Source organism: Occultella gossypii (assembly GCF_019947135.1).
In the GTDB taxonomy this organism is placed as follows: Bacteria; Actinomycetota; Actinomycetes; order Actinomycetales; family Beutenbergiaceae; genus Occultella; species Occultella gossypii.
The window spans coordinates 60228-85356 of sequence record NZ_JAGSHT010000025.1; the positions used below are offsets into that span (position 1 = coordinate 60228).

Below are 25129 nucleotides of genomic sequence, written 5' to 3' on the forward strand. Positions count from 1 at the left end.
CGCGGCGCGTCCGCGAGGTCACGGCCGATTCCAACCCGCGTGGGACTCCCGGCGTCTAGACGCGCCAAGCCGATGGCCGAAGTCCTCGAGGTGAATCTGAGGCGTGAACCCGTGACATATACGCACCGTTTGCCGTCGAGTGTTCAGTTTGTACGACTTCCGTATAGGCTGCCGCCTAGACGTCCCGTCGTGCCGTGCCGGACAGCCCAGTGGTCCGTGCCGGCTGCCCCGAGACGGACCGACCACCACCCTTGGAAACGAGCCATGACGAACTCCCTCCCTCGTGCCCGTGCGGGTACCCGCGCCGGCGCCGCAACCGTTGCTGCTCTGCTGATCCTGGTCGGCCTCGGTGCGCCCGCCGGGGCGGACCCCGGTGACGAGGCGCCGTCACCCAGCGAGTCGGCGTCCGCGCCGGCCGATGGCGAGACTCCGCAGCCGGTGCCCACGGCTCCGGTGGAGGGCGACCCGACGCCGACGCCCGAGCCGACCCCGGAGCCGGGTGGCACGGACGCTCCCAGCGACGGTGTGACGGACGCGCCCGGCGACCAGGAAGGATCGCCGGCACCCGACGAGTCGCCCGCAGCCGCGGTGGCGCCGCAGTCGGTGACGGCCGCTGCCGTTCCCGTCCTCGTCGCACCGTTGCGCGCGGGCGTCTATCGGATGACGTCGCCGCAGGGCCCGCGGTGCGCCCCGACGATCAACGCCTCGCTCGCCCACATGGGGCAGGACCTGGCGGCACCGCTGGGCACACCCATCTACGCGATCGCCGCCGGTGTGGTGCGCTACGCCAGGCCCGAGGCAGCCGCCGGGCAGTGGATCGTCATCGAGCACGTGATCGACGGCCGCGTCGTCTCCAGCTCCTACTCGCATTCGCGCAATGCCACCGAGTTCGTCCGCGCCGGCGACCGGGTGACCGCCGGGCAGCGCATCGCCACGGTCGCCTCGACGGGCGTCTCCACCGGCCCGCACCTGCACCTCGAGATCTGGGCGGGCCGCTACGGCGCCGCTGCCGGTGGGACGGTCGTCAACCCCGACACCTGGCTCGCCGCCCGCGGCGTGTCCCTACGTGCCGGGGCGACGTCCGTGTCCGACGTGAAGCCACCCACCTCGTGCACCTACTGGGCACTGGGCGCGACCACCTTGTACGCGTCCCCGGCGAGCAGTGCGGCCGTCATCGCGGCAGTCCGGTCGGGGACCGTGCTGACCACCCCCGGGGCAGGGGTCAAGACGAACGGGTTCATCCAGGTCACCACGCCGACGGGGGTCACGGCGTGGGCGCCCGCGGGACAGGTTTCTCCGAAGCGAACAACCGTGACGCCGGTACCGAGGCATGTCCTTGCCCGTGACTACACCGGTGACGGCGTCTCTGACGTCTTGGCCGTCGACTCCGCTGGGCGGCTGCGCCTGTACGCCGGGAACGGGGCCGGGGGATGGGCGAGCTCGCGGCAGGTCGGCGCCGGTTGGTCCGGATTCCAGCTCATCGCCGCCAACGACTTCAACCGCGACGGCCGGGCCGACATCTTCGGTGTCGATGCAACCGGACGGCTGTACTTCTACGCCGGCAATGGCAGCGGGGGGTTCGCGTCCCGGGTGGCGTTCGGGCGCGGCTGGTCCGCGATGACCAACATCCTCTCCCCGGGTGACTTCGACGGCGATGGACGCGCCGACCTGGTTGCCACGGATGCCGCGGGACGCCTCTGGTTGTACCGGGGCAACGGCGCAGGCGGGTTCCTCGCCGGTCGGACCCAGATCGGGCACGGCTGGCAGATGTTCACCCAGGTGATCGCAGGCGGCGACGCGAACCGCGACGGCCGACCAGACATCGTGGCCGTGGACCGCTCGGGCCGCCTGTTCGGCTACTTCGGCAACGGAACCGGCCGATTCACCGGTTCGCGCCAGCTCGGACACGGGTGGTCGCGCCTCCAGGTGCACAGCGTCGGCGGTTTCGACCTCGACGCGTTGGACGACTACCTGGCGATCGCTGCCGACGGCACGATGTACCTCTACCGCGGCTCCGCGTCGGGCTGGGTGAGCGCAGGCAAGCAGGTCGGCCGAGGCTGGTCGACCATGCGTCTCGCCTGATCCGGCAGGGGCCCGTGCCGGTCACGTCGCGTTCCAGAGGTCGCGGTAGTAGGCGAGTCGTGCGCGGTCGGGCGTGACGCCGTACGCCGCGATGAGGGCATCCTCCCAGCCGGGACCGTAGTTCCACTCGGTGCTCATCGACGCGACGGCGATGTCCGCCCACCGGTCGGCGACACCCAGCGCGCCGAGGTCGACGTGCGCGACCCATGATCCGTGGTCGTCGAGGAGTGTGTTCGGGCAGCACGCGTCGCCGTGACACACGACGAGCCGGTCGACGGGCGGAGGCTCCTGCAGGACGTCGGGGACCTGGCGGCCGCGGGACACCGCGTTCGCGACACGCGTCGGCACGCTCCATTCGAACGGGCAGTCGTCGACCGGCAGCGCATCGTGCAACGCACGGAGCCCTTCGCCGACGGCGCGCACGGCGGTCGCCGGATCCGCGATCCACCGTGGTGCCACCGCGGACTCCGCGTCGAGCGCCGCCGTCACCAGCCACTCGTGCGTCGCATCACCGCCCACCTCGAGCACGCGGGGCACGGGAGTGTGCGGGGCTGCCCACGACAGACGCGCGGCCTCGGCGTCCATGGACGTCTCGGCGTTGCGTGGTCCGTACTTGAGGTAGCGCCCGTCGTCGGTGCGGAACGTCACGCCGCCCAGTCCGTTGCGCCACACGGGCGTCAGCAGAGCATCGTCGGCGAGCTGCCGCACGACCGCAGGCACCGTGACGGGTTCGATGGGGATCGACACGATCCCATCCTGCCCCGTCCCAGCGACGTGACGCGGCCTCCGCGTAGGACACCGGGCCCACCCGCGCCGGCAGCGAACCGTCCTCGGCGGGATGTCCCACCCGGGATCCCGTCGCCCGGGCTCGGCTCTAGTCGGTGAACCGGAACCGGCCTTGCGCGTCGAGCTCGGCGTCTCGCACCGTCACCACCGCGGCCACCGGGAGCGGTCCGCCGTAGACATGCGGAAACGGCTCCGGCGCGCCGTCGAGCGCCTCCACCCGCACGGTCCGGCCCTCCGCCTCGAGCACCGCGACGTCGATCTCGAGGACCACCAGGGGCTCCGGGTCACCGGCGTGGACGAACTCGGCCACCCCCGCCAGCTGCCGGGGGTAGGAGCAGTGCAGGTACCCGACCTGCTCGATCGTGGCACCGCGGGTGGACATCAGGTACTGCCCGGTCGCGCTCGCGGCGGCCCAGTCGGCGGCGTGGGCGAGGTGCAGGATCGTTGCGCTCATGCCCGCGAGAGTACGGTGCCCGACGGCGGAACGCACCGACGCGTTGACGGCTGCGCAACGGCGCCCGGCGCCCGTGCGTCCCGCGACGGCGGGTCTTCGGAGTCCGAGTGACGGGCGCCACGGCCCTCTTGTGCTCCGGCGCTCCTAGACTTGCCCCGTGACCGGTGACCCGACGACCCAGCCAGCCCCCGCCGTCGCGCTGCCCCTGCGCGCCGACCTGTTGGGCGAGGTGCCCTACGGCGCCCCGCAGCTGGACGTCGCGCATCTGCTGAACGTCAACGAGAACCCGTACGCGCCGCCGGCCGAGGTGGTCGCGGACATCGCGGAGTCCGTGGCGGCCGCGGCCGCCGGCCTGAACCGCTACCCGGACCGGGACTTCCCGGCGCTGCGCCGAGACCTCGCCGACTACCTCGCCACGGAGTCCGGCGCCCGCGACCTCGAGGTCGCGAACATCTGGGCCGCGAACGGCTCCAACGAGGTCATGCTGCACCTGCTGCAGGCCTTCGGGGGCCCCGGTCGGAGCGTGATGTCGTTCGCGCCCACCTACTCCATGTACCCCGAGTACGCCCGCGACACGTTCACCCGCTGGGTGGCCGGCACCCGCCGGCCCGACTTCAGCCTCGACCCCGACGAGACGATCGCGCAGATCGAGAACGAACGCCCCGCCGTCGTCCTCCTCGCGAGCCCGAACAACCCGACCGGCACCGCCCTGGACGTGGCGACCATCGACGCGATCGCGTCGGCGACCACGAACACCGGGCCGGACGGCGCCGCGAGCGTGCTCGTCGTCGACGAGGCGTACGCGGAGTTCCGCCGGGACGGCACCCCGAGCGCGCTGAGCATCCTGGCCCGGCACCCGCACCTCGCGGTGTCCCGGACGATGTCCAAGGCGTTCGCGTTCGCCGGTGCGCGGCTGGGCTACCTGGCTGCAGCGCCCGCGCTGATCGACGCGCTCCAGGTGGTGCGGTTGCCGTACCACCTGTCCGCGGTCACCCAGGCGGTCGCCCGGGCCGCGCTGCGGCACCGGGACGTGCTGCAGGCGCAGGTGGCGCAGCTGCGCGCGGAACGGGACGCGACGGTGACCTGGCTGCGTGAGCAGGCCTTCACGGTCGCCGACTCGGATGCGAACTTCGTCCTGTTCGGCCGGTTCGACGACCGGCACGCCATCTGGCAGGGCCTGCTCGATCGCGGCGTGCTGATCAGGGAGACTGGTCCCAGCGAATACCTGCGCGTCTCGATCGGGACCGCTGAGGACATGGCCGCGTTCCGCGGCGCACTGAAGGAGGTGACCGGCCGGTGAGCGAGTCCAGCCAGGTCGACGCAGCGCAGGCACAGGCGAACCCGACGGCGGAGGCCACCTCCGCGCACCGCACCGCCCGGGTGGAGCGCACAACGTCCGAGTCGAGCGTCGTGGTCGAGATCGACCTGGACGGCACCGGTGTCGTGGACGTGTCCACGACCGTGCCGTTCTTCGACCACATGCTGACCGCCCTCGGCAAGCACTCCCTGATGGACCTCACCGTGCGTGCCACGGGGGACACCGACATCGACGTGCACCACACCGTCGAGGACACCGCTATCTGCATCGGCGAGGCGCTGCGCCAAGCACTCGGGGACAAGTCCGGCATCTCGCGGTTCGGGGACGCCCTGGTGCCCCTGGACGAGGCGCTCGCGCAGGCCGTCGTGGACGTTTCCGGCCGGCCGTACATCGTGCACACCGGTGAGAGCGAGGCGCAGGCGTACCACCTCATCGGAGGCCACTTCACGGGGTCGCTGACCCGGCACGTGTTCGAGTCGATCGCGCTGCACGCCGGCATCTGCCTGCACGTGGGGCTGCTTGCCGGCCGCGACCCGCACCACATCGTCGAGGCCCAGTTCAAGGCGCTCGCGCGCGCCCTGCGGTTCGCGGTCGCCCGCGACCCGCGGGTCACGGGCGTGCCCTCGACCAAGGGCGCCTTGTGAACGACCGGCCCGAACGGCCCGACGGCGGTGGCCCGTCCGAGGAGTTCGACGAGGCCGCGTTCGAGGCTGCCTTCGAGGCGGCGTTCGGTGCAGCCACCGAGCCCGACCGGCAGTTCCGCCAGCCGGTGGACGACGACGCGACCGCTGAGCGGGCCGCGGCCGGGCAGGGCGGCGCCGAGCAGGACGCCGCGGAGCAGGTCGCGGCCGAGCCCGTGGCCGACGACGTTCCCGCGTTCGGTGCCGACGGTGTCCGCAAGCGCTCGGTGGTCGCCGTGGTGCTCACCCCGATCACCTCGGCGCCCGCCCTGGCCGGGCTGTGCGCCATCGCCAAGATCGAGGCGGACATCGTGCCCGTCAAGCGGGGCAGCCTCGCCGTGCGGGTGCTCCCGCAGGCGGACGAGGTCGACCCCGAGGAGTTCCTTACCGGCGCACCTGCCGCCGCGGTCGATCTCGCCCGGACGCTCTCGCGGACGGCGAAGGCCGGCGTCGTGCTGCTCATCTCCCGGCTGGGCGAGGGCGACGAGGGCCTGACCGGCACGATCAGTGGTCGCAACTACGTCAACGGCGAGCCCGGCGCGGAGGTCAGCGCCGGCCTGATCCTCGCGAACGCGGACGACGTCCTCGAGAACCTCCTGCTCGGCGTCATCACGCCGGACCAGGCCCCCGGTCACCTGCGGCCCGGGAACCTGACCCGATGGCAGGCCGGCCGCCTGTTCGGCCGGGCCCAGCGGAAGAAGAAGCCGTGACCGCACCCGCCCCCACCGTCGTGGTCCTGGACTACGGCTCGGGGAACGTCCGCTCCGCCGTGCGCGCGCTCGAACGCGTCGGCGCACAGGTGGAACTGACCGCGGACCCCGACGCGGTCGCCGCCGCGGACGGGCTGGTGGTGCCGGGCGTCGGTGCCTTCGCCGCCGTGATGGCCGGCCTGGCCGGCGTCGGCGCGCCGCGGATGATCGAGCGCCGGCTCGCCGGTGGCCGCCCGGTCCTGGGCATCTGCGTGGGTCAGCAGGTCCTGTTCTCGGCCGGGGTCGAGCACGGTGAGCGCACCGACGGACTGGACCAGTGGCCGGGTCTGGTCGAGCGGCTCGAGGCCCCGGTGGTGCCGCACATGGGCTGGTCCACGGTGACCCCACCCGAGGGCAGCGTGCTCTTCGACGGGATCGCCGACGAACGCTTCTACTTCGTGCACTCCTACGCCGCCCGCACCGCTCCCGACTACGTCCGGGTCACCTGGGCCGAGCACGGCCACCCGTTCGTCGCCGCCGTCGAGAACGGCGCCCTGAGCGCGACCCAGTTCCACCCCGAGAAGTCCGGCGACGCCGGTGCGCAGCTGCTGCGCAACTGGCTCGCCACCCTGCGCTGATCGCGCCGAACGTGCCGCACCCCCGAAAGGACCCCGATCCCCTGTGAGTACCCGCCTCGAACTGCTGCCCGCCGTCGACGTCGCCGATGGGCAGGCCGTGCGCCTGGTCCAGGGTGAAGCCGGCTCCGAGACCACGTATGGCGCCCCGATGGACGCCGCGCTGGCCTGGCAGGCCGGCGGCGCCGAGTGGGTGCACCTGGTCGACCTGGACGCCGCCTTCGGGCGCGGCTCGAACGCCGAGCTGCTCGCCGAGGTCGTCGGCATCCTCGACGTCGCCGTGGAGCTGTCCGGCGGCATCCGGGACGACGAGTCCCTCGAGCGGGCGCTGGCCACCGGCTGCCGGCGGGTCAACCTCGGCACCGCCGCGCTGGAGAACCCGGACTGGACCGCGTCGGTGATCGCGAAGTACGGCGACCGGATCGCCGTCGGACTGGACGTGCGCGGCACCACCCTGGCCGCCCGCGGCTGGACCAAGGAGGGCGGCGACCTGTGGGAGGTGCTCGCGCGCCTCGACGCGGACGGGTGCTCCCGCTACGTCCTCACCGACGTCACGAAGGACGGCACCATGCGCGGCCCGAACCTGGACCTCCTCCGGGAGTTCAGCGCCGCCACGCACGCCCCGGTGGTCGCTTCCGGCGGCATCTCCAGCCTTGATGACCTGCGCGCCCTGCGGACGCTGACCGACGTCGGCGTGGAGGGCGCGATCGTCGGCAAGGCGCTGTATGCCGGCGCGTTCACGCTCGGCGAGGCGCTGGACGTCGCCGGCCGCCCGTGAGGCCGGCGCCGGACCGGTTGCCCGATGGTCGCCCGCTGCCGACCGGCGGGGGACGGTCGCTCCCGCCCACCCCCAAGTACGCGGGCGACGACGGCGGCACGGACCCCGGTCTGGCCGCTGCGCTTTCGGAGCCCGACGGCGGAGCACGCCTGCGCGCGGTCGTCCGCGCCCTGGGCGGGGCGCGGGTGCTGGTGCCCGTGGTGGCCCAGCTGGAGGAGCGAGCCGACGCCGTCGGGCATGAGATCAACGGAACCGACGTGCAGATCGCGGGGGAGAAGAGCGCCTCGGCCGCGATGGTCACGGTCGCGACGCCGGACGGGCGTGCCGCGATCCCCGTGTTCTCCGGGCTCGCCGCGCTGACGGCGTGGCGAGCGGATGCCCGGCCGATCCCGGCCGAGGGGGTGCGGGCCGCGCTGTCCGCGGCCGCGGACGCCGACGGGCTGCTGGTCCTGGACCCGGCCGGCCCGGTACCCGTGCTGGTGCCGCGGCCCGCCGTCTGGGCTATCGGTCAGCAGCGCGAGTGGGTGCCCGCCGTCGAGGACCCGGAGGTCACGCAGGCGATCCGCGCGGCCCTGGACCCGGTACCCGGCGTGGTCGACTCCCGCGTGGAACCGGGGGAGCGGGCCGAGGTGCGGGTGGTGCTCGGGCTGCGGCCGGGCCTGGACCGGGCCGGCCTCGATGAGCTGCTGCGCCGCGCGAGTGCCGCGCTGGCCGCGCAGGAGATCGTCGCCGAGCGGGTGGACTCGCTCGAGGTGCGGGTGGTCAGCGCCACATCAGCCTAGGGTGCGGTCGGGCCAGGCCCCCGTGCTAGTCTTGGTCACTGACCGACCGGTCTCGCTTCGGCGTGACTGGTGTGCAAGCGGAGTCTCTCCCACCTTTGCTCGACCGGAACGGATCATGCCGCCGACGGAGTACGGGTTCAGGTCGAGGGTTCTCACGAACCCTCAGTGCTGGCCGAGGCGACTCGTGCCGGGACACGACCCGAGGCCTCCGTGTGCACCGCACCCGGAGGCCTTTTCCGTGTGGCGCGATGACTTTGATCTCTCTCGTAAGGAGCACCACATCAGCGAGCCCCGCATCAATGAGCGGATCCGCGTGCCGGAGGTGCGTCTGGTCGGGCCGAACGGTGAGCAGGTAGGCATCGTTCGGGTCGAGGACGCACTGCGACTGGCTGCGGAGGCCGACCTGGATCTGGTCGAGGTCGCCCCCGAGGCACGCCCGCCGGTCTGCAAGCTCATGGACTTCGGCAAGTTCAAGTACGAAGCCGACATGAAGGCGCGTGACGCCCGGCGTAACCAGGCGAACACCGTCCTCAAGGAGATCCGGTTCCGGCTGAAGATCGACCCGCACGACTACGGCACCAAGAAGGGCCACGTCGAGCGGTTCCTCAAGGCCGGTGACAAGGTCAAGGTGATGATCATGTTCCGCGGCCGCGAGCAGTCCCGCCCGGAGATGGGCATGCGCCTGCTGCAGCGGCTCGCCGAGGATGTGGCAGAACTGGGTCACGTCGAGAGCACCCCGCGGCAGGACGGCCGCAACATGACGATGGTGCTCGGCCCGAACAAGAAGAAGACCGAGACCCGCAACGAACAGCGCCGCCGCGCTCAGGAGTCCGCCACCGCGGAGCCTGCCGAGCCTGAGGCGACCGAAGCCGGCTGACCCCAGCCTGCTACCAACAAGGAACAAGAGATGCCGAAGAACAAGACGAACTCCGGTGCCAAGAAGCGCTTCCGGATCACAGGCTCCGGGAAGGTCATGCGCCAGCGTGCCCGTCACGTCCACAAGTTCCAGGAGCGCAGCAGCAGCCAGGCGCGCCGCCTCGTGAACGACGTCGAGGTCTCCCCGGCCGACGTGAAGAAGATCAAGAAGCTGCTCGGCAAGTAACGCCGCGCCCTTACACCGAGAATTAGGAGTACGACGTGGCACGCGTCAAGCGGGCGGTCAACGCCCAGAAGAAGCGCAGGACAACCCTCGAGCGGGCCAGCGGTTACCGCGGTCAGCGCTCGCGTCTCTACCGCAAGGCCAAGGAGCAGGTCACGCACTCGCTGACCTACGCCTACCGGGACCGCCGGGCCAAGAAGGGTGACTTCCGTCGCCTGTGGATCCAGCGGATCAACGCCGCGGCCCGCGCGAACGGCATCACCTACAACCGTTTCATCCAGGGGCTCAAGGCCGCGGGTGTCGAGGTGGACCGTCGCGTCCTCGCCGACCTCGCCGTCAACGACATCACCGCCTTCGTGGCGCTGGTGACGGTGGCCAAGAACAGCCTCCCCGAGGACGTCAACGCGCCGGCCACGCCGGCTGCCTGACCGACTCGAAGCACCGAACGCATCACGAACGCCCGGACGATGCCCCATCCGGACCTGACCAACCCCCGCGCCGAGCGGGTGAAGGCGGTCCGAGGGCTCGCCGGGCGTTCGGCGCGTTCGCGGCACGGCCAGTTCCTCGCCGAGGGACCGCAGGCCGTGCGCGAGGCGGTCCGGTTCGCCGCCGAGCATGTCCGCGACGTCTACCTGACGCCGCAGGCCGCCGAGCGGTACACCGAGATCGTCGACGAGGCCGGTGCGGCCGGGCTGTACCTGCACGTGGGCAGCCCCGAGGTCCTCGACGCGATGAGCCCCGACGCCCAGGGCGTCCTGGCCGTGCTGAACACCTGGGAGACCTCGCTCGAGTCGGTGCTGGCCGCCGATCCCGCGCCGCGCCTGATCGCCCTGCTGTCCCAGGTACGTGACCCGGGCAACGCCGGGACCGTGATCCGGGCGGCCGACGCCGCCGGCGCCGATGCGGTTATCCTCACCTCGGCGAGCGTGGACCCGCACAATCCCAAGGTGGTGCGCGCCACCGCCGGCTCCATGTTCCACGTACCGGTCGTCACCGGCCCCACCCTGGCCGAGGCGATCTCAGCGGCACGCGCCGCCGGGTTCCAGATCCTCGCCGCCGACGGCGCCGGCACGGTCGACCTGGACGAACTCGCCGACTCCCCGCGCAACGGCGCCGACATCGCCGCGCCCACCGTGTGGGTGTTCGGCAACGAGGCCTGGGGCCTGGGTGAACAGGAGCGGGCCCTCGCAGACGCCGTCGTGCGGATCCCGATCCGCGGCCGCGCCGAGTCACTGAACCTGGCCATGGCAGCAACCCTGTGCCTGTACGTATCCGGCCGCGCCCCGCGGCACCGCCGCCCGTGGGAACCGGTGGACTGGTGAGCGACCTGCGCGCCGCACCGGACGCCGTCGGGCCCCTGGTGCGGCGGATCCGCGACCTCGCGGCCGGCACGGACCGGGTCCTCATCGGCGTGGTGGGCTCCCCGGGAGCTGGGAAGTCCACGCTGACCGACGCCCTCGGCGCCGCGCTCGAGGCCGGCGGCGTGAGCTGCGCAGTCGTCGGGATGGACGGGTTCCACCTCGCCCAGGCCGAACTCGAACGGCTCGGCCGGGCCGAGCGCAAGGGTGCGATCGACACGTTCGACGGCGACGGGTACCTCGCGCTGCTTCGTCGCCTGCGCGCGCAGCGCCCGGGAGACGCCGTGATCTACGCGCCCCGCTACGTCCGCGGCGCGCTCGAGCAGCCGATCGGCAGCCACGTCCCGGTCGCCGCGGAGGTCCGGGTGGTGCTCACCGAGGGCAACTACCTGCTCGCCGACACCCCGCCGTGGAACCGGGTGCGGGAGGTCCTGGACGAGACGTGGTTCCTGCGCACCGACCCGGTCGCCCGGCGCGAACGCCTGCTCGCGCGGCACCTGGTGAACGGCAAGTCGATGGAGCGTGCCCTCGCGTTCACCGACGGCTCCGACGCCCGGAACGCCGAGCTCATCGAGGCCGGCGCGGCGGCCGCGGATCTGGTGGTCGACTGGGAGTAGGGCAGGCAGGTCCGCACCAATGCCGGCCGAGGCCCGTCCGCGACGGTGGCGAGCATAAGGCGCGGCGCGCTCAGTGGGTTGGCGCGAGGCCCCGCACCATGAGGTGGGCCGAGGCCCCGAGCAGGCTGGGCTCCCGCTCGATCCGGCGAATCGCGGCCAGCGCGCGCTGCTGCATCGCGCCGCCGTCGAGCAGCTCCGCCATGGCCCCTGCGGCGCCGGCGGGGCCCTCGATGGCGAACGGGCCGTCGGCGTCGAACCCGGCGTCGGCGACCTCGGCGGCGAGCTCCTCCGGGCGGTGGAAGTACGCCGTCGTGAACCACCCCGGCACGTTGCCCGGGTTGCGGTGGCGGCCGGTCGCGACGTCCTCGGCGACGATCTCGGCGAACCCCTCCGACGCCAGGTGGGACGCACCGATGCCGTCGATGGTGGAGGCGAACCGGCTGATCCCGACGGCGAGCAGCACGCCACCGGGCCGCAGTACCCGGCGCGCCTCGCTCAGCGCGAGGGCCCGGTCGTCCGGTTCGGTGAGGTGGTACAGCGGGCCGAGCATCAGCACCGCGTCCACGCTCGCGTCGGCGACCCGCAGGTCGCGTGCGTCGCCCACCGTGGCCGAGCGCAGCGGGATGGCCGACGCTCTGCTCGCGGCGCTCGCCTCCTCGACATGCCGGGGCACCGGGTCGAGCAGGTCCACGGTGTAGCCGCGTTCGGCCAGCCAGAGGGCGTAGGCACCCGGCCCGCCGCCGACGTCGAGCACGACCGCCGGGGCCGGCGGCAGCAGCCGGGTGAGCAGTTCCCGGGTGCGGATCTGCTCGAGCAGGCCGGGGCCGTCGCTCAGCCGGCCAGCCTCGCGGCCCTGGTCGTAGTAGTCGCGGATCTCGCTCTCGATGCGCATCGCTACTGGTTCCCGTCGTCCTTGGTGGGTTGCGGGGCGAGGGCCCCGGCGGCCCGACGGCGTCGCGCCGGGTCGGTCAGTACGGCCACGTTCTGCACCCACTGCTCGAGGGAGCCGACCTCGGGCGGTAGGGCGAGCACGGCGGGGTCGGTGATCGACTCGCGCAGTGGCCCGTCGTGCGAGACCAGGGACCGGAACGGCCGGTCCCAGAAGCTCTCGATCGCCACCTCCGGGGTGGGCAGACCCAAGTCGCGCTGGCGCGCGCTCAATGCTTCGAGCGCCTGCACCAGGGCGGCCTCGCGTTCGCGCCACACCGGGGCCGCGACCGCTCGGGCGAGCGCGGGCCCAGCGACGGCGGCGTGGGGCAGCGCGGCGAAGAGGGTGCCTCGCCACTTCGGGTACGGCGGCCAGGCCCGGTCGAGGAGGAACCCGAGGTGCATCGCGACGTCGACCAACCGGGCGGTGATGACGGCGGCGCCGGTCTCGTCACCCCGGGAACCGGTCCGGCCCACGAACGGCAGCTCCTGAGTGAGGCGGGCCCAGTCCGCGGCCAGGAGGTAGCGCCAGAGGTCGTCGGGGTACCAGGCCAGGCGGGCGCGGATCTCGGTGAGCGTCCCGGCCGTGTCGGTGAACACCCCGCCGGCGGTGACCTCGAGCATCGCCTGCCCGGTCACGCCGAGCCAGTCGGCGACGGTGAGCTCGGCCCGCGTGTCCAGCCCGGTCCGGGACGCCACGAAGTCGTGCGGCTCGGCGACCTCCACCTGGTGGCGCACCTGCGGCTGCCAACTGGTCGGGAACCGGACGGGCAGGCCCGCGTAGTCCGCAGGAAGCTCGGCCTCGAGGAACACGTCGACGTCGGCGACGGCGTCACCGGGTACCAGCAGGGTCAGGCGTAGGCCCCAGTCGTGGTCCCGGGACATCGCGTCGTCCAGGCCGAGCAGGTCGGAGCCGCTGCCGAGCCGGGCCGCCGCGTGGGGCAGCCCGGGCCAGCGGGCCAGCACGAGCGGGCCGACCACGTCCCGGTAGTAGGCAGCGGCGAGCTCGATCCCGGAGACGTCAGGGACGCCGTCGACGGTGGCGCGGCCGGACCACACGTGCGTCACCGGTGCCTGCTCCATGCCGCGACCCTGCCATGTGCGGCTGCGGTCCTGCCAGGGAATTCAGACCGCGGACGCGTCCTCGATGACGCGCCTCATGAAGGCGGCCGTGCGGACCCGCCACTCGTCGCGCAGTGGCGCGACCGGCAGCGGCTCGCCGGCGAGTGTGGCGAGCGCGACCGTCACGATCGGCTCGACCTCCGGCCCGAACGTACGGATCGCGTACGTGCCCGCCTCCTGCTTGGACAGCACGGTCCCGGTCGCGATGGTGGCGTGCAGGCGCGGCGGGCCGAGCACGCACCACTCGACGGCGGCCGCTCGCATCGGATCCGCACCGGCCTCGACCCGGCCGGCCTGTCCCGCCCAGTACCCGCGCAGGTTCGCCAGGTTCCAGGCACGCAGTCGACCGGGCTCGGGATCGAGCCCGAGCTCGGCCGGCTCCGGGCCGCGCACCGCGATGCCCCGGCTCGCCAACACCTGCCACATCACCGGGTTCACGTCGAAGGCAGCGCCCGCGACGAACTCATGGCCCACGTGTGAGCCGACCGGTTCGATCCGGGTGACGGGCAGTCCCAGGTCCGCGCGCCGGACGAACGCCGTGTTGCAGGTGGCGAACAGGTGCCGGGTGCGGGCCAGACCAACCAGCACCCGGGGCAGCTGGGACGCGTGCAGGGCCCGCAGCCGGCGCAGGTCACGCCCGGTCACCGGCTTGTCGTCGAGGACCACGAGCAGGTCGATGTCGCTGCGCCCCGGCCGGTAGGCACCCAGGGCCGTGGAACCGAACACGTAGGCGCCGACCACCCGACCGGGCAGCAGCCGGTCGGCCCAGCCGAGGTAGGAGTCGACGGCCCGGCGGACCTCGGCGGGGAGCATGCCCGGCAGCCTATGCGGCTCGCGGGGCATCCATCGCCGTCAAGGGCGCGGAGTCCAGTCCAGCGCCGAGCGGTACTCGGTGAAGAACTGACCGAGGACGTGGTCGATCTCAGCGCGGCCACTCTCCAGATACTGGCGAACGAACTGGTTGTACTCGGTCGTCCCGGGCGTGAGACCGCGCGCACCTACCTCCGCGTCGATCGCGCGGTAGTGCCGGTTCCAGACCTCGCGGACCTTTGAGCCATGCAACTGCTGGCGGCTCGCCAACTCGGTGGCGATGCCTCGCATGTTCGTGAAGTCGTTCAACTCGGCGGCAGCGAACACGCCCGGGTACCGGTCGAGGACCTGGAGTTCGACGGCGTGGTGGACCTGGCCGCCGGAGGTCACCCCGAGGCGGTGGGCGTAGCCGTCGCGGAGCCCGTCGAACGTGGCGCGAGCGCTCGCGGCCGCGCCACGGGTGGTCGGAGCGGCGGGGCGAGGGCGACGCGCCGGGCCAGTGCTCGCCGCCCCCTCGATGATGCCCTGCTCCACTCGGGCATCGATCCCCGGGTCGATGCGCGGGCGGGCCCGGGCCTGACGCAGGCCCGTCTCGATACCCTCGCGGCCGACTCGCTCGACGGCCTCGCCCGACACCCGCACGACCGTCCGGGCACCGATCTTGCCAACGGTGGCGGCCTCACCGAAGATCGGGATGATCGCCACCGCCGAGAGACCCGCATTGGGGAAGTCACCCTCGATCACGTAGATGCCGGCGTTCGCGGCGTCGGGCAACGCCCCCAGCACCGGGACGAGGCCCGCCAGGTCGAGCGCGGTGTGCAGGATCTCAAGTGGTCCGGGTGGTGCATCGGTTGCGGATGGCCCAGTCAGTCCGGCGCTCTGCTCCACCACTATGTCGCCGACCAGGACGGCGTAGGGATTCGTGTTGTTGGTGAAGATGGTCAGGTGGTAATCGCCCTCGGGGAGGTCGGTCCATTGCCGCGAGACGGGTCGGCCTTGCGCGAACGCGGCGGTGCCGTACTCGCTGTCGAAGATCAGGCCCTCCTGGGTGAGCGTGATTCGGTAGTCGTCGCTGGAGACCTCCGGTGTGCCGCGGCGCTCGTAGGCGGCGTCGGCGGTTACTCGGATCCCGCCCTGGGTGACCCGGAACGTGCGTGAGATCAGCAGCCGGCGGGCAATCTCGAGCGTGCTTGCGAACAGGTGTTCCCGCATCACCATGACCGAGGGCATCGACGCTGCCGCCGCAGCAGAGGGCGGCCGCTTGAGGAGTTCGAGCCGCTGGGCCGAGGGCGTCGTGCCGACAGCTCGGGTCACAGCCGCGTTGCCGGCCTGCCGCTGGAGTCGCCGGACCTGTTCGAGGGCAGGGCCACCGACCGCCTCGGGCGTAGTGGCGGCGCGCACGGAACGTGCGGTTGGTCCCTGCCATTGTGTACCTTCACGGTCCCGCACCATGGCCTCCCCGCTCCGCGTGTGCTCAGCGTACGACGCGGGCCCAGGTGCGCACCGGTCCTTCGAAACCTCAGGAGGTCTCCAGGTGCAGGCGGCACCGCGGCTGGTAGCTCTCGATGCCGCCGACATGCTCGGCGCCCGGGACCAGCGCGTCTCCCACCGCGCCCGTCCGGACCCGCTGGTGGAACGCCGCGTCCCGACCGCACACGGCGCACACCGCGGTCAGCTTCGTGACCGACTCGGCGACCGCCATCAGCGCGGGCAGCGGCTCGAACGGGCGGGCATCGAACGTCACAGACAGCCCGGCGACCACCACCACGATGCCGCGACCGGCGAGCTCCGTCGCCGCATCGAGGAGGTCGGGGCCGAAGAACTGGGCCTCGTCGATGGCGACCACGTCCGGCGTGCGGCCCTCGAGCACGCCGATGAGATCGATCAGGTCCATCAGCGCCGGGACGTCGGCGACCATGTGCGAGGAGGTGCTCTGTCCGGCGTGCGAGGACACGGTTCCGGTGCCGCGGCGATCGTCCAAGGAGTGGTTGACGACCTCGACGTCCAGACCGGCCAGCCGGGCCCGGCGAACCCGGCGCAACAGCTCCTCCGACTTGCCGGCGAACATCGGCCCGCAGACCACCTCGATCCGACCGGCGGGCCCGACGTCTGTGCGCATGGGGGCGAGGTTACCCGCCCGGGCCGACTCGGCCACCACCACCCGGGCCGGCGCATATTCCCGTGGCCGGGTGCGCGTTCGCGCTGGCACCATGGCCGGCATGGACAACGCGCAGTGGCGCGCCGGTGGGGCCGAGGCGGTCGCGTGGCGGCGCCCCGACGGCCAGTGGCAGCTCCGTCTGCCCGACGCGATCGAGGCGTGGCCCGCCCTGCTCGCGAACCGGCCCACCGCCGTCGACCGGGTCCTGGTCACGGCGACCGAGGGAACCTGGGACGCGCCGCTGGCGGAGCTCGGCTTCACCGCGGCCCGCACCGAGCAGGTCTGGCGCCTCCCGCTCGCCGCGCTGCCGGGACCGGTCCCCGGCGGCTCGCACGACTTCACTCCGGTCACGGCCTGTGACCTGGTCCGCGTGACCGAGCTGGACAACCTCGTGCGGCACCAGATCCCCGGGACCGAGGACTGGACGGGCACCGCCCGGGACCTGCGGGTCACGCTCGCCGACGACGAGTTCGACCCGGACCTGTACCTGATCGCCGTGCACCGCCGATCCGGGTCCTACGACGGTCTGATCCGCGTCTGGTACCGCCGTCCTCGGCCCCGGCCCGGATGCCTCGGGGTGCTGCCGCAATGGCGGCGCACAAGGCTCGCTCCCGGGCTGCTCGGTGCGGTCGCCGCCACCCTGCGCGAGCGCGGCGTCACCGAGGTGGAGACCGAGACCGACGTGCGCAACCGGGACTCGCACACGTTGGCGGCCCGGCACGGCGGTATCCCGGAGCACCGCACCACCGAGTGGACGGCCACGCTCTGACCGCCGGATAGCATCGAACAATGACGGCCCGCCCCCGCACCGCCCGCGCCGTCGGCACCACCGTCCTGACTCTCGCCCTACTCGCACTGGCGCTCGCGACCGGAGCCACGCCCGCCCGGGCCACGACCGGGGGAGCGGCGAGCGCGACCGGGGTGTACGCCGTCGCCTCCGAGGTGGACCTGACCATCACCACCACCGGGGCGATCGGTGCCCTCCAGCCCGTCATCGACCTGCTCACCGAGGACCCGATCCTGAGCGGCCAGACCATCACGGCGGCGCAGGTCGGCACCCCGGCGGAGACCAGCGGCACCGAGACCGACGCCCTCGGCCCGGTCTCGGTCGCGGACCTGGTTGTCATCGAAGCGGTCACCGCCGACACCGAGCGGGTCGAGAACGAGACCCTCTCCGCCCACGCAGGCGTCGGCGGCGCGAACGTGACCCTGTTCTCCTACGAGGTGCTCGACGTCGGCCCGGTCCACGCCACGGCCACCACGCACCCCACCGACCCGCCCACCGCGGACGCCGCCGTCACCAGCCTGACCGTGTTCGGCGCACCGGTGACCATCCCGGAGGGGCAGTTCGTCGACCTGTCCCTCTCGCTCAGCACCGACGAGATCCTGGAACTCCTCGAGGAGCAGTTCCCCGGACTGTCCACGATCACCCAGTTCATCGGCACGGCGGTCAGCGCCGACGGAGCCATCGACGCGCGCGTCGGCAGCATCCGCGAGAGCGACGACGCGGCCGGCTCGGCCCGCGCCGTCGGGCTCAGCGCCGAGGTGGACCTCGATCTGAACCTCGAGCTGTGCCTGCCCGCGTCCGGCGGTGGCTGCCGGGGCTCCGTCGCGATCAGCACGAACGCGACCGTGCTCGACCTCAAGCTCGCGCAGGCCATGGTCGAGCGACCCGAGGCGCTGCCGGAACCGGCCGTGAGCGTGAACGGCTGGGTGATCGCCGCGATCGTCGTGGTGGTCGCGGCGATCGGCGTCGCGATCGGGGTGATCGTGGGCCGGCGGGCGCGACGCCAGGACGCATGAGGCTGTTCGCCGCGATCCGGCCGCCTGCTCAGGTGCTGGCGCACCTGGGGGCGGCGACGACCGCGCTGCGCCTGGGTGCCGGCGCGCCGCTGCGGTGGGTGCCGGCCGAGCAGCAGCACGTCACCGTCGCGTTCTTCGGTGAACTGCCCGACGGCGCTGCCTCGGCTCTCAAGGACCCGCTGGCCCGGGTGGTCGCCGGCTTCGCGCCGCTGGAACTGAGGCTGCGGGGCGCGGGGGAGTTCGCGGGGCGCTCGCTCTGGGTGGGCGTGGCCGACGGTGGCGCTGTCGATGGTGACGTGGCCGGTGGTGACACTGCGGCCGGAACGCACGCCCGTGCCGCCGACCTGGCGCGATTGCTGGCGCTGATGGCCGCAGCGGACGAACTGCCCTACGCCCAGGTGCGCGAGCGCCGCCGCGCCCACCTGAGCGTGGCCCGGCGTTCGCGGCGCGCGGCCGACGTGGACCTGGGCGCGCTCGCCCGCGTGTTGTCGGTGTACGCGGGCCCCGCGTGGGTGGCCGACTCGGTCGAGCTGGTGTCCTCCCGCCTCGGCGCCGGCCCCGGCGGCGGCCCGTTGCACGAGGTGATCGACTCCTACCCGATGCGCGGCTACGACGCCTGACCCCTCGCCGTCGGGGCATCCAGCACGGCAGACTGGGCGGATGCGCCTGCCGATCGACCTGCCCGTCACCCCGATGCTCGCCAAGGCCGTCAAGGCGGTGCCCGCACCTGACGCCGTCGAGGGCGGCTATTCCTACGAGCCCAAGTGGGACGGGTTCCGCGGCATCATCCTGCGCGACGGTGACGACGTGGAGATCGCCTCCCGGGGCAGCAAGCCCCTGACCAGGTACTTCCCGGAGCTGGTCGAGGCGATCAAGGAGCACCTTCCGTCACGGTGCGCGCTCGACGGCGAGATCGTGGTGCGCTCCGGGGCCGCGGGCAGCCAGCGGCTGGACTGGGAGGCACTCTCGCAGCGGATCCACCCCGCGGAGTCGAGAGTCAACCGCCTGGCGGCAGAGACGCCGTCGGAGTTCGTCGCGTTCGACCTGCTTGCGCTCGACGACTCCGACCTCATGGGCGAGCCGTTCTCGGTGCGGCGGGCGCGGCTCGAGGGACTGTTCGACGGCGTCGCGGCGGGCGCACCGATCCACCTCACCAGGGTGACCGGTGACGACGCGCTCGCGCGGGACTGGTTCGAGCGGTTCGAGGGTGCCGGGCTCGACGGTGTCGTCGCCAAGCCCCTCGCGCAGCCGTACGCCCCGGGCAAGCGCACCATGCTGAAGATCAAGCACGCCCGCACCGCGGACGCGGTGCTCGTCGGCTATCGCGTCCACAAGAGCGGCGAAGGGGTCGGGTCGCTCCTGCTCGGCATGTACACCGGCGACGGCACCCTGGTGAACGTCGGCGGGATCTCGGCCTTCACGAACGCGCGCCGGCTCGAACTCGTCGACGAGCTGGACCCGTTGGTGGTCCGCGATGACGACGGCGAGGCGGTGCGCGGCGAGACCGACCGGTCCCGGTTCAGCGCCAGCAAGGACGTCTCGTTCGTGCGGTTGCGCCCCGAGCGTGTGGTCGAGGTCGCGTTCGACCAGTTGGAGGGATGGCGGTTCCGGCACTCGGTGACGTTCCTGCGGTGGCGGCCCGACCGGGAGCCCGAGTCCTGCCTGATCGATCAGGTGGACCGGGCCGTCGCCTACGACCTGGACTCCGTCCTGGCCCGGTAGCTGATCCGGTGGAACGCCGCGGACGAGCGAGCGGAGCGGATGCCGGCCATCGCGGCGGGCTTCCAGGCGGAGCTGACCCCCGAGCGCCGACTCCAACCACACCGATCCGCGTCCCGCCGTGATCTGAGCCGACCATGCACCCGGCACCCCTACCGGATGCGCGCGGGCTCGGGCAATATGGCGACATGCCGACGCGCCTGGCACTCGAGGACTACCTGGGCGCCATCGGTGCGGGAGTCGAGGAGATGCTCGATGCACATGCCCGTGCCGGCCCGGCCGCGCGGGTCCCGACCTGCCCGGCCTGGACGGCCGACCAACTGCTGGCGCATCAGGCGATGGTGCACCGCTGGGCCGCGGGGAATGTCCGCGGATCGGGGGCCGGGGTCCCGATCACGCAGACGCGCATCCTCGCCGAGGTGGCTGATCTGCGCGGTTACCTGCGCGAGGGTGCCGGGGCGCTCCTCGCCGCGATCGCAGGCGCCGACGATGACCTCCGGGCGATGGTATTCCTCAACGATGCGCCGCCGCCGCGACTGTTCTGGGCGCGACGACAGGCGCACGAGACCACCATCCACGCCGTCGACGCACGCGCTGCGGCGCTCGGCAGGGCGCCGACCGCCGCCGAGGTGGAGATCCCGACGGACCTGGCGCTCGACGGAATCGACGAGCTGCTTCGCGGTTTCCACACCCGGGGCCGGCGGACGAGCCCACTGTTCGACGGCACCGACGTCGCGTTCGCGGTGCTGCCCACCGACGCCGCGGCGTCCTGGAGGGTGCGGGTGCACGATGGCCCGCTGGTCGTGGAGGACGTCGACGACGTCGTGGCGCCGGCGGAGCCGGGGCTGACTGGCACCGCCGTGCAGCTCTATCTGGGTCTGTGGAACCGCGGCACCCAGATCGTCGAGACGGGCGGGCTCGGACTCCTGGACCGGTGGCGCGACGTGCGGGTGCGGTGGAGCTGAGCCGGCTCGGGGTGCACCATGGAGCGATGGACACATCGAAATCGCACGGGGCGATCACCCCGAAGCTCGTGGTCCGGGGCGCAGACGCGGCCATCGACTTCTACCGACGCGTGTTCGGGGCCGAACTGCAGCAGCGGTTCACGGCCGGCGAGTCCGTCGTGTTCGCGCAGTTGCAGATCCTCGGCTCCACGGTGCAGCTCAAGGATGAGGACACCCACGATCCGTCGCCGTCGTCGCTCGGCCGGCCGGGGGTGCTGCTGAGTGTCGACACCGAGGACCCCGACGGCGTCGCACGGGCCGTCGTGGACGCCGGCGGCGAGGTCGTGTTCGAGGTGGGTGACCAGCCCTACGGCGCCCGCGGTGGCCGGGTCCGGGACCCGTTCGGTCACGAGTGGTTGGTGCAGACCCCGCTGACCTGGAGTTCCGAGGAGATCCAGTCAGGTCTGGACGGGGCCGGCTGATACCCCGGATCGGCCCTGCCCTGTGGTGCGACCACCCGGGGGCACGCTAGTCTGCGGCGCACCGCGGGCCATCGGGCTGCCCGCTCGGACGTGAATGCGGGGGCATGTGATGAAGACGGCGCGACGTGGCGTGGTGATGACCTTCCTGCTCGGTCTGGTGTTTGCCCTCGCGGCCTGCTCCAGCGGCGCGGGCCCGACGACGGCGGTGGTCGGCGACTGCCTGGTCGAGGCCGGCGGGGCGGACGACATGAACGTCGTCGAGTGCGCCGACGCGGAGGCGAAGTGGTCCGTGCTCGCGGTAGCCGACACGACCGACGGCACCGTCTGCGCCGACCAGCCGGACGGCGACATCTACCTCACGTTCGAGGACGACGGGAAGTCGGTCTGCCTGCGCCTGCTCGGCGCCGTCGGAGACTGCGCCTGGACGGACTTCTCCGGGCTCGCCGATTGTGAGGAGGACTCCGGCTATCAGCTCGCCGCGATCCTCGAGGACACCGACGACGAGGCCGGCTGCCCGGCCGAGACCGAACAGGTCCGGGTCTACAGCGACCCGAGCGTGTACTGCTGGATCCGCTGGCCGGCCTCCTGACCGGCATCGGAGCACCGGCGATGGTGGACCACCCCGGCCTGGCCACGGCGACCACCTGCCGCCTGAGCACCACCGGGCGGCGGACCGGGCAGCCGCACCTCGTTGCGGTGTGGTTCGCGATCGAGGGGGACACCCTGTTCGTGCTGGCACGGGGGGCCGGGACCGACTGGGTCCGCAACGTGCGCGCCCAACCAGCCGTCGAGGTCGGCTACCGGCGGACCAGCCTGCCCGGGCGGGCCAGGCTCGTGACGGACGAGCAGGAGAGCCGCCGTGCCCAGGCCGCCTGGTTCGCGAAGTACGCGGGCCGGCTCACAGGCCCGACCGGGTATTCACCCGACGCCACCGTGATCGCGATCGACCTCGATCGCTGACCCCGGCTCCGACCCGTCCCAGGATCGGAGTACCGTGCCGGGATGGCCCACCTCGTCCCGTTCGATGGCGTCCACCCCGAGATCGACCCGACCGCGTTCGTGGCGCCGACTGCCACCCTGATCGGCGACGTGCGGGTCGGCGCGCGGACCGGCGTGTTCTACGGCGCGGTCGTCCGTGGTGACCTGGCACCGATCCGGGTCGGCGCGGGCACCAATCTCCAGGACAACGTGGTGGTGCACGCCGACCCGGATTTTCCGGCGACGATCGGTGACGGAGTGACAGTCGGTCACGGCGCCGTCGTGCACGGGTGCACCGTCGCGGATGGCTGCCTCATCGGAATGAGCGCGACCGTCATGAACGGTGCCGTGATCGGTGCCGGCTCACTGGTGGCCGCCGGCGCTCTCGTGTTGGAGGGGACGCAGGTCCCGCCGCACTCGCTCGTGGCCGGTGTGCCGGCGAAGGTCCGCCGCGAACTCACCGACGACGAGATCGCCGGGCTCGCGGAGAGCGCCTCGCGGTACGTGGAGATCTCGCGCCGACACCGGGGAGCGGGCTCCGCGTCCTAGCCGAGGTCACGCCTGGCTCAGCCTTCCATCTTCTTGCGGGAGGGCTGCACCCGGGGCGGCTCGCCCGGCATCTTCGGGTACTCGGGCGGGAACGGCATCTCGCCGAGCCCGTTCTCGACGTCGGTGTCCCACAGACCCAGTGCGGCGTCGAACGTGCCGACGGCGTCATCGATCCCGGCCCATGCGTCGCCGTCGGCCGCGAGCAGGCCCGGCACCGTGAGCACGGTGAAGTCCGCGGTGCTGACCTCGGACAGGTCCTCCCACCGCACCGGCATGGAGACCGGAGCGCCGGGAAGGGGCCGGGGGGAATAGGCCGCGGCGATGGTGCGGTCGCGGTTCGCCTGGTTGAAGTCGACGAAGATCTTCTCCCCGCGCTCCTCCTTCCACCAGGCGGTGGTGACCAGCTCGGGCAGCCGCCGCTCCAGCTCCCGGGCGATCCCGATGACGCCGTGCCGGACGTCGAGGAACTCGTGGTCCGGGGTGACCCGGGCGAACACGTGCAGGCCCCGGTTCCCGCTCGTCTTCACCCACGGGGTCAGCCCGAGCTCGGTCATCAGGTCCCGCAGCGCGAACGCCGCGGTGACCACGTCGGCGAAGGACCGGCCGGGCTGGGGGTCCAGGTCGATGCGCACCTCGTCGGGATTGTCGGCGTTCGCGGTGCGCACCGGCCAGGGGTGGAACGTGACGGTGTTCATCTGCACGGCCCAGACGGCCGTGGCGATCTCGTCGATGACCAGCTGCGGGTGCCGGCGCCCGGAGGGGTAGGTGCACATGACGGTGCGAGCCCACTCCGGAGCGCCCTTCGGCGGGTTCTTGGAGAAGAACTCCTCGCCGTCGGTGCCCTGCGGGAACCGCTGCAGGGTCACCGGCCGGTCGCCGACCGCCCGCAGGAAGCCATCGGCCACGGCGGCAAGGTAACGCGCCAGGTCCCACTTCGTGATGCCCGGCCACATCTCGCGATCGGGCGAGGAGATGCGCACGGAACGCTCACCGTCTCCTCCGGGCAGGTCCAGGTGCTTCGCCGTCGTGGCCATGGCTGCGAGCCTAGACGTCGGCCCCGGCACGAGCCAGGTCGGCGGGCCGGTCGATGCCGTACCGGTGCCCGGCGTAGCCCCAGACCGCAAGGGCCAGCATCGGGCCCCAGAACCAGGCCGGGAAGATCAGCAGGCCCATCGTGCTGTCGAGGGAGAACATCGGGATCGCGGCCCCGCACAGCATCAGGGCCACCAGCCCGCCGGGGATGATCGCGGCGAGTGGGTGCACCGGCCGGTCGGCCTCACCGGAGCCGCCCGGGAACCAGCGGGGCAACCGCTCGCCCCAGCGGGCGATCAGGCCGAGGGTGAGGATGAAGCCCAGCCACCCGGCGGCGCCGAGCAGGATTCCCTGCACCCGGACGCCCGGGTCGATGTCGGCGACCGGGCCGCCGAACTGCGGCCACGGAGTCAACCAGGTGAGCCGGATGATCGCGTAGGGCAGCGGGCCGAGCGCAGCCAGCGCGGTGAACAACACCCGGTGCCGGGTCACCCACGCGGTCGCCCGGCGGCCGCGGCCATCGGCGCGAGCGTCGCGGACGATCAGCGCGACCCACGCGACGGCGGCCAGCAGGGGCAGCACGACGGCCGCGATGATCCATTGCGTGCCCTGAAGTTGTGGCGCCATCAACGTGAGGTAGCTGACGAGCCCCTCACGGATGACGAACCCACCGATGATGGCTGCCACCGCAGCCACGAGCAGGACGGCTCGGGCGCCACGGTAGGTGCGGAAGGCGAGGATCCAGAGCGTTACCAGCACGAGCGGCACCGCCCACGCGACCAGGTAGCCGAAGGTGCTGAGAGTGCCCGCGCCCTGGGCGAGGACACCGAAGACGACTGCGCTGAGGCCGCCGGTCGCGGTCGTGACCGCGGCCGTGACCCGACTCGGGGCGATCAGCCGGGCACCGGCGGCGAGCATCCCGAGGGCACCCAGAGCGGCGAGTGCGATGGTCAGCGTGGTCGTCGACATCAGACCCGTGGCGAGCACCCCGTTGTCCGCGGTGTACCGGTTGATGCCCGGTATGGCCAGGAACACCAGCGACAGGACGGTCACGACCAGGGATCCGCCGCCGGCCAGCACGGTCGGCACGCGGGACTCCGGTGGCCTGGCCTCCGCGGGTGCGTTGCGGTCGATCTCGACCGGGGATGTTCGGGGCATGGTGCCCCTCCTCTCGTAGCAGCGTGCTGCCACGATGGCTCGCCGGCCCCGGCCCACGGTTCCCCCGGGCGGGGGAGCGGGCGTCTCGCAGGGGTGAACCGCCGACGGCGGCGCGCACCCCCCAGGGGCGGGACCCCCACCCGCCGCCGTGTGGGGGGACGGGGGAAAA

30 protein-coding genes are annotated in these 25129 nt (G+C 72.6%); 21 read left to right on the forward strand and 9 right to left on the reverse strand.

Translation table 11 applies throughout. The annotated features are described in order from the left end of the window. Window positions 1–264: 264 nt before the first annotated feature. On the forward strand, window positions 265–2082 hold the full coding sequence (locus KCQ71_RS24310) for a VCBS repeat domain-containing M23 family metallopeptidase (protein ID WP_223411285.1): 1818 nt from the start codon (window positions 265–267) through the stop codon (window positions 2080–2082). 21 nt (window positions 2083–2103) lie between these two features. On the opposite strand, the gene KCQ71_RS24315 is transcribed toward KCQ71_RS24310, so the two are convergent. Both KCQ71_RS24315 and KCQ71_RS24320 read right to left on the reverse strand, forming a co-directional pair. Further along, the gene (locus KCQ71_RS24315; RefSeq protein ID WP_223411286.1) at window positions 2104–2829 is read right to left on the reverse strand and encodes an aminoglycoside 3'-phosphotransferase; all 726 of its coding nucleotides are present in this window, start codon (window positions 2827–2829) and stop codon (window positions 2104–2106) included. Window positions 2830–2956: 127 nt separating this feature from the next. Then, on the reverse strand, window positions 2957–3322 hold the full coding sequence (locus tag KCQ71_RS24320) for a DUF952 domain-containing protein (RefSeq protein ID WP_223411287.1): 366 nt from the start codon (window positions 3320–3322) through the stop codon (window positions 2957–2959). Between the two features lie 157 nt (window positions 3323–3479). Here KCQ71_RS24320 and KCQ71_RS24325 point away from each other — a divergent pair, with 157 nt between their 5' ends. The 11 genes from KCQ71_RS24325 to KCQ71_RS24375 all read left to right on the forward strand — a co-directional run bounded on the left by KCQ71_RS24325 (window position 3480) and on the right by KCQ71_RS24375 (window position 11278). Continuing rightward, the gene (locus tag KCQ71_RS24325; RefSeq protein WP_223411288.1) at window positions 3480–4622 is read left to right on the forward strand and encodes a histidinol-phosphate transaminase; all 1143 of its coding nucleotides are present in this window, start codon (window positions 3480–3482) and stop codon (window positions 4620–4622) included. A gap of 80 nt (window positions 4623–4702) precedes the next feature. Then, entirely contained in the window at window positions 4703–5284 is a 582-nt protein-coding gene (gene hisB, locus KCQ71_RS24330; protein WP_223411315.1) for an imidazoleglycerol-phosphate dehydratase HisB, read from the forward strand. Further along, window positions 5281–6030 (forward strand): hypothetical protein, encoded by a 750-nt coding sequence (locus KCQ71_RS24335; RefSeq protein ID WP_223411289.1) that lies wholly within the window; start codon window positions 5281–5283, stop codon window positions 6028–6030. Before hisB ends, KCQ71_RS24335 begins: the two co-directional genes overlap by 4 nt. Continuing rightward, window positions 5979–6647 carry an imidazole glycerol phosphate synthase subunit HisH gene (hisH, locus tag KCQ71_RS24340; protein ID WP_223411290.1) on the forward strand — a complete coding sequence of 223 codons (669 nt, stop codon included), beginning with the start codon at window positions 5979–5981 and terminating at the stop codon, window positions 6645–6647. Before KCQ71_RS24335 ends, hisH begins: the two co-directional genes overlap by 52 nt. A 43-nt stretch (window positions 6648–6690) precedes the next feature. Beyond that, on the forward strand, window positions 6691–7422 hold the full coding sequence (priA, locus tag KCQ71_RS24345; protein WP_223411291.1) for a bifunctional 1-(5-phosphoribosyl)-5-((5-phosphoribosylamino)methylideneamino)imidazole-4-carboxamide isomerase/phosphoribosylanthranilate isomerase PriA: 732 nt from the start codon (window positions 6691–6693) through the stop codon (window positions 7420–7422). Then, entirely contained in the window at window positions 7419–8204 is a 786-nt protein-coding gene (locus KCQ71_RS24350; RefSeq protein ID WP_223411292.1) for an SseB family protein, read from the forward strand. The genes priA and KCQ71_RS24350 overlap by 4 nt, the downstream gene beginning before the upstream one ends. 313 nt (window positions 8205–8517) lie before the next feature. Continuing rightward, window positions 8518–9081, forward strand: a complete 564-nt coding sequence (infC, locus tag KCQ71_RS24355; protein ID WP_372454099.1) for a translation initiation factor IF-3 — start codon at window positions 8518–8520, stop codon at window positions 9079–9081. 30 nt (window positions 9082–9111) lie between these two features. Next, complete coding sequence (gene rpmI / locus KCQ71_RS24360; protein ID WP_223411294.1) at window positions 9112–9306, forward strand: 50S ribosomal protein L35; 195 nt, start codon at window positions 9112–9114, stop codon at window positions 9304–9306. Window positions 9307–9341: 35 nt separating this feature from the next. Next, window positions 9342–9731 carry a 50S ribosomal protein L20 gene (rplT, locus tag KCQ71_RS24365; protein ID WP_154793698.1) on the forward strand — a complete coding sequence of 130 codons (390 nt, stop codon included), beginning with the start codon at window positions 9342–9344 and terminating at the stop codon, window positions 9729–9731. Between the two features lie 39 nt (window positions 9732–9770). Then, on the forward strand, window positions 9771–10625 hold the full coding sequence (locus KCQ71_RS24370) for a TrmH family RNA methyltransferase (RefSeq protein WP_223411295.1): 855 nt from the start codon (window positions 9771–9773) through the stop codon (window positions 10623–10625). After that, a complete protein-coding gene (locus KCQ71_RS24375) occupies window positions 10622–11278 on the forward strand; it encodes a nucleoside/nucleotide kinase family protein (protein ID WP_223411296.1) in 657 nt (218 codons plus the stop codon). The genes KCQ71_RS24370 and KCQ71_RS24375 overlap by 4 nt, the downstream gene beginning before the upstream one ends. 70 nt (window positions 11279–11348) lie before the next feature. On the opposite strand, the gene KCQ71_RS24380 is transcribed toward KCQ71_RS24375, so the two are convergent. From KCQ71_RS24380 to KCQ71_RS24400, 5 genes are all read right to left on the reverse strand, one after another. Beyond that, window positions 11349–12170, reverse strand: coding sequence for a class I SAM-dependent methyltransferase (locus KCQ71_RS24380; protein ID WP_223411297.1), 822 nt, complete (start codon window positions 12168–12170; stop codon window positions 11349–11351). Between the two features lie 2 nt (window positions 12171–12172). Beyond that, a complete protein-coding gene (locus tag KCQ71_RS24385) occupies window positions 12173–13288 on the reverse strand; it encodes a DUF4037 domain-containing protein (RefSeq protein WP_223411298.1) in 1116 nt (371 codons plus the stop codon). 42 nt (window positions 13289–13330) lie between these two features. Then, complete coding sequence (locus KCQ71_RS24390) at window positions 13331–14140, reverse strand: nucleotidyltransferase domain-containing protein (protein WP_223411299.1); 810 nt, start codon at window positions 14138–14140, stop codon at window positions 13331–13333. 39 nt (window positions 14141–14179) lie between these two features. Continuing rightward, complete coding sequence (locus KCQ71_RS24395; protein WP_223411300.1) at window positions 14180–15538, reverse strand: hypothetical protein; 1359 nt, start codon at window positions 15536–15538, stop codon at window positions 14180–14182. Between the two features lie 118 nt (window positions 15539–15656). Then, window positions 15657–16256, reverse strand: a complete 600-nt coding sequence (locus tag KCQ71_RS24400; protein ID WP_223411301.1) for a thymidine kinase — start codon at window positions 16254–16256, stop codon at window positions 15657–15659. Between the two features lie 100 nt (window positions 16257–16356). On the opposite strand from KCQ71_RS24400, the gene KCQ71_RS24405 reads away from it, so the two are divergent. From KCQ71_RS24405 to KCQ71_RS24445, 9 genes are all read left to right on the forward strand, one after another. Then, window positions 16357–17064, forward strand: coding sequence for an N-acetyltransferase (locus tag KCQ71_RS24405; RefSeq protein WP_223411302.1), 708 nt, complete (start codon window positions 16357–16359; stop codon window positions 17062–17064). 20 nt (window positions 17065–17084) lie between these two features. Then, window positions 17085–18098, forward strand: a complete 1014-nt coding sequence (locus KCQ71_RS24410; RefSeq protein WP_223411303.1) for a hypothetical protein — start codon at window positions 17085–17087, stop codon at window positions 18096–18098. Next, entirely contained in the window at window positions 18095–18718 is a 624-nt protein-coding gene (locus tag KCQ71_RS24415) for a 2'-5' RNA ligase family protein (RefSeq protein ID WP_223411304.1), read from the forward strand. The genes KCQ71_RS24410 and KCQ71_RS24415 overlap by 4 nt, the downstream gene beginning before the upstream one ends. A 40-nt stretch (window positions 18719–18758) precedes the next feature. Further along, window positions 18759–19820, forward strand: coding sequence for an ATP-dependent DNA ligase (locus KCQ71_RS24420; protein ID WP_223411305.1), 1062 nt, complete (start codon window positions 18759–18761; stop codon window positions 19818–19820). A gap of 185 nt (window positions 19821–20005) precedes the next feature. Then, window positions 20006–20782 (forward strand): maleylpyruvate isomerase N-terminal domain-containing protein, encoded by a 777-nt coding sequence (locus tag KCQ71_RS24425; protein ID WP_223411306.1) that lies wholly within the window; start codon window positions 20006–20008, stop codon window positions 20780–20782. Between the two features lie 26 nt (window positions 20783–20808). Continuing rightward, the gene (locus KCQ71_RS24430; protein ID WP_223411307.1) at window positions 20809–21243 is read left to right on the forward strand and encodes a VOC family protein; all 435 of its coding nucleotides are present in this window, start codon (window positions 20809–20811) and stop codon (window positions 21241–21243) included. Window positions 21244–21352: 109 nt separating this feature from the next. Further along, complete coding sequence (locus KCQ71_RS24435; RefSeq protein ID WP_223411308.1) at window positions 21353–21832, forward strand: LppU/SCO3897 family protein; 480 nt, start codon at window positions 21353–21355, stop codon at window positions 21830–21832. A gap of 20 nt (window positions 21833–21852) precedes the next feature. Next, complete coding sequence (locus KCQ71_RS24440) at window positions 21853–22203, forward strand: pyridoxamine 5'-phosphate oxidase family protein (RefSeq protein WP_223411309.1); 351 nt, start codon at window positions 21853–21855, stop codon at window positions 22201–22203. 42 nt (window positions 22204–22245) lie between these two features. Then, window positions 22246–22770, forward strand: coding sequence for a gamma carbonic anhydrase family protein (locus KCQ71_RS24445; protein WP_223411310.1), 525 nt, complete (start codon window positions 22246–22248; stop codon window positions 22768–22770). Between the two features lie 17 nt (window positions 22771–22787). Here the strand turns inward: KCQ71_RS24445 and ligD are convergent, their stop codons facing one another. Both ligD and KCQ71_RS24455 read right to left on the reverse strand, forming a co-directional pair. Next, a complete protein-coding gene (gene ligD, locus KCQ71_RS24450; RefSeq protein ID WP_223411311.1) occupies window positions 22788–23804 on the reverse strand; it encodes a non-homologous end-joining DNA ligase in 1017 nt (338 codons plus the stop codon). A 10-nt stretch (window positions 23805–23814) separates the two neighbouring features. After that, window positions 23815–24960: a hypothetical protein gene (locus KCQ71_RS24455; RefSeq protein WP_223411312.1), complete on the reverse strand. Its 1146-nt coding sequence runs from the start codon at window positions 24958–24960 to the stop codon at window positions 23815–23817. Window positions 24961–25129 lie beyond the last annotated feature (169 nt).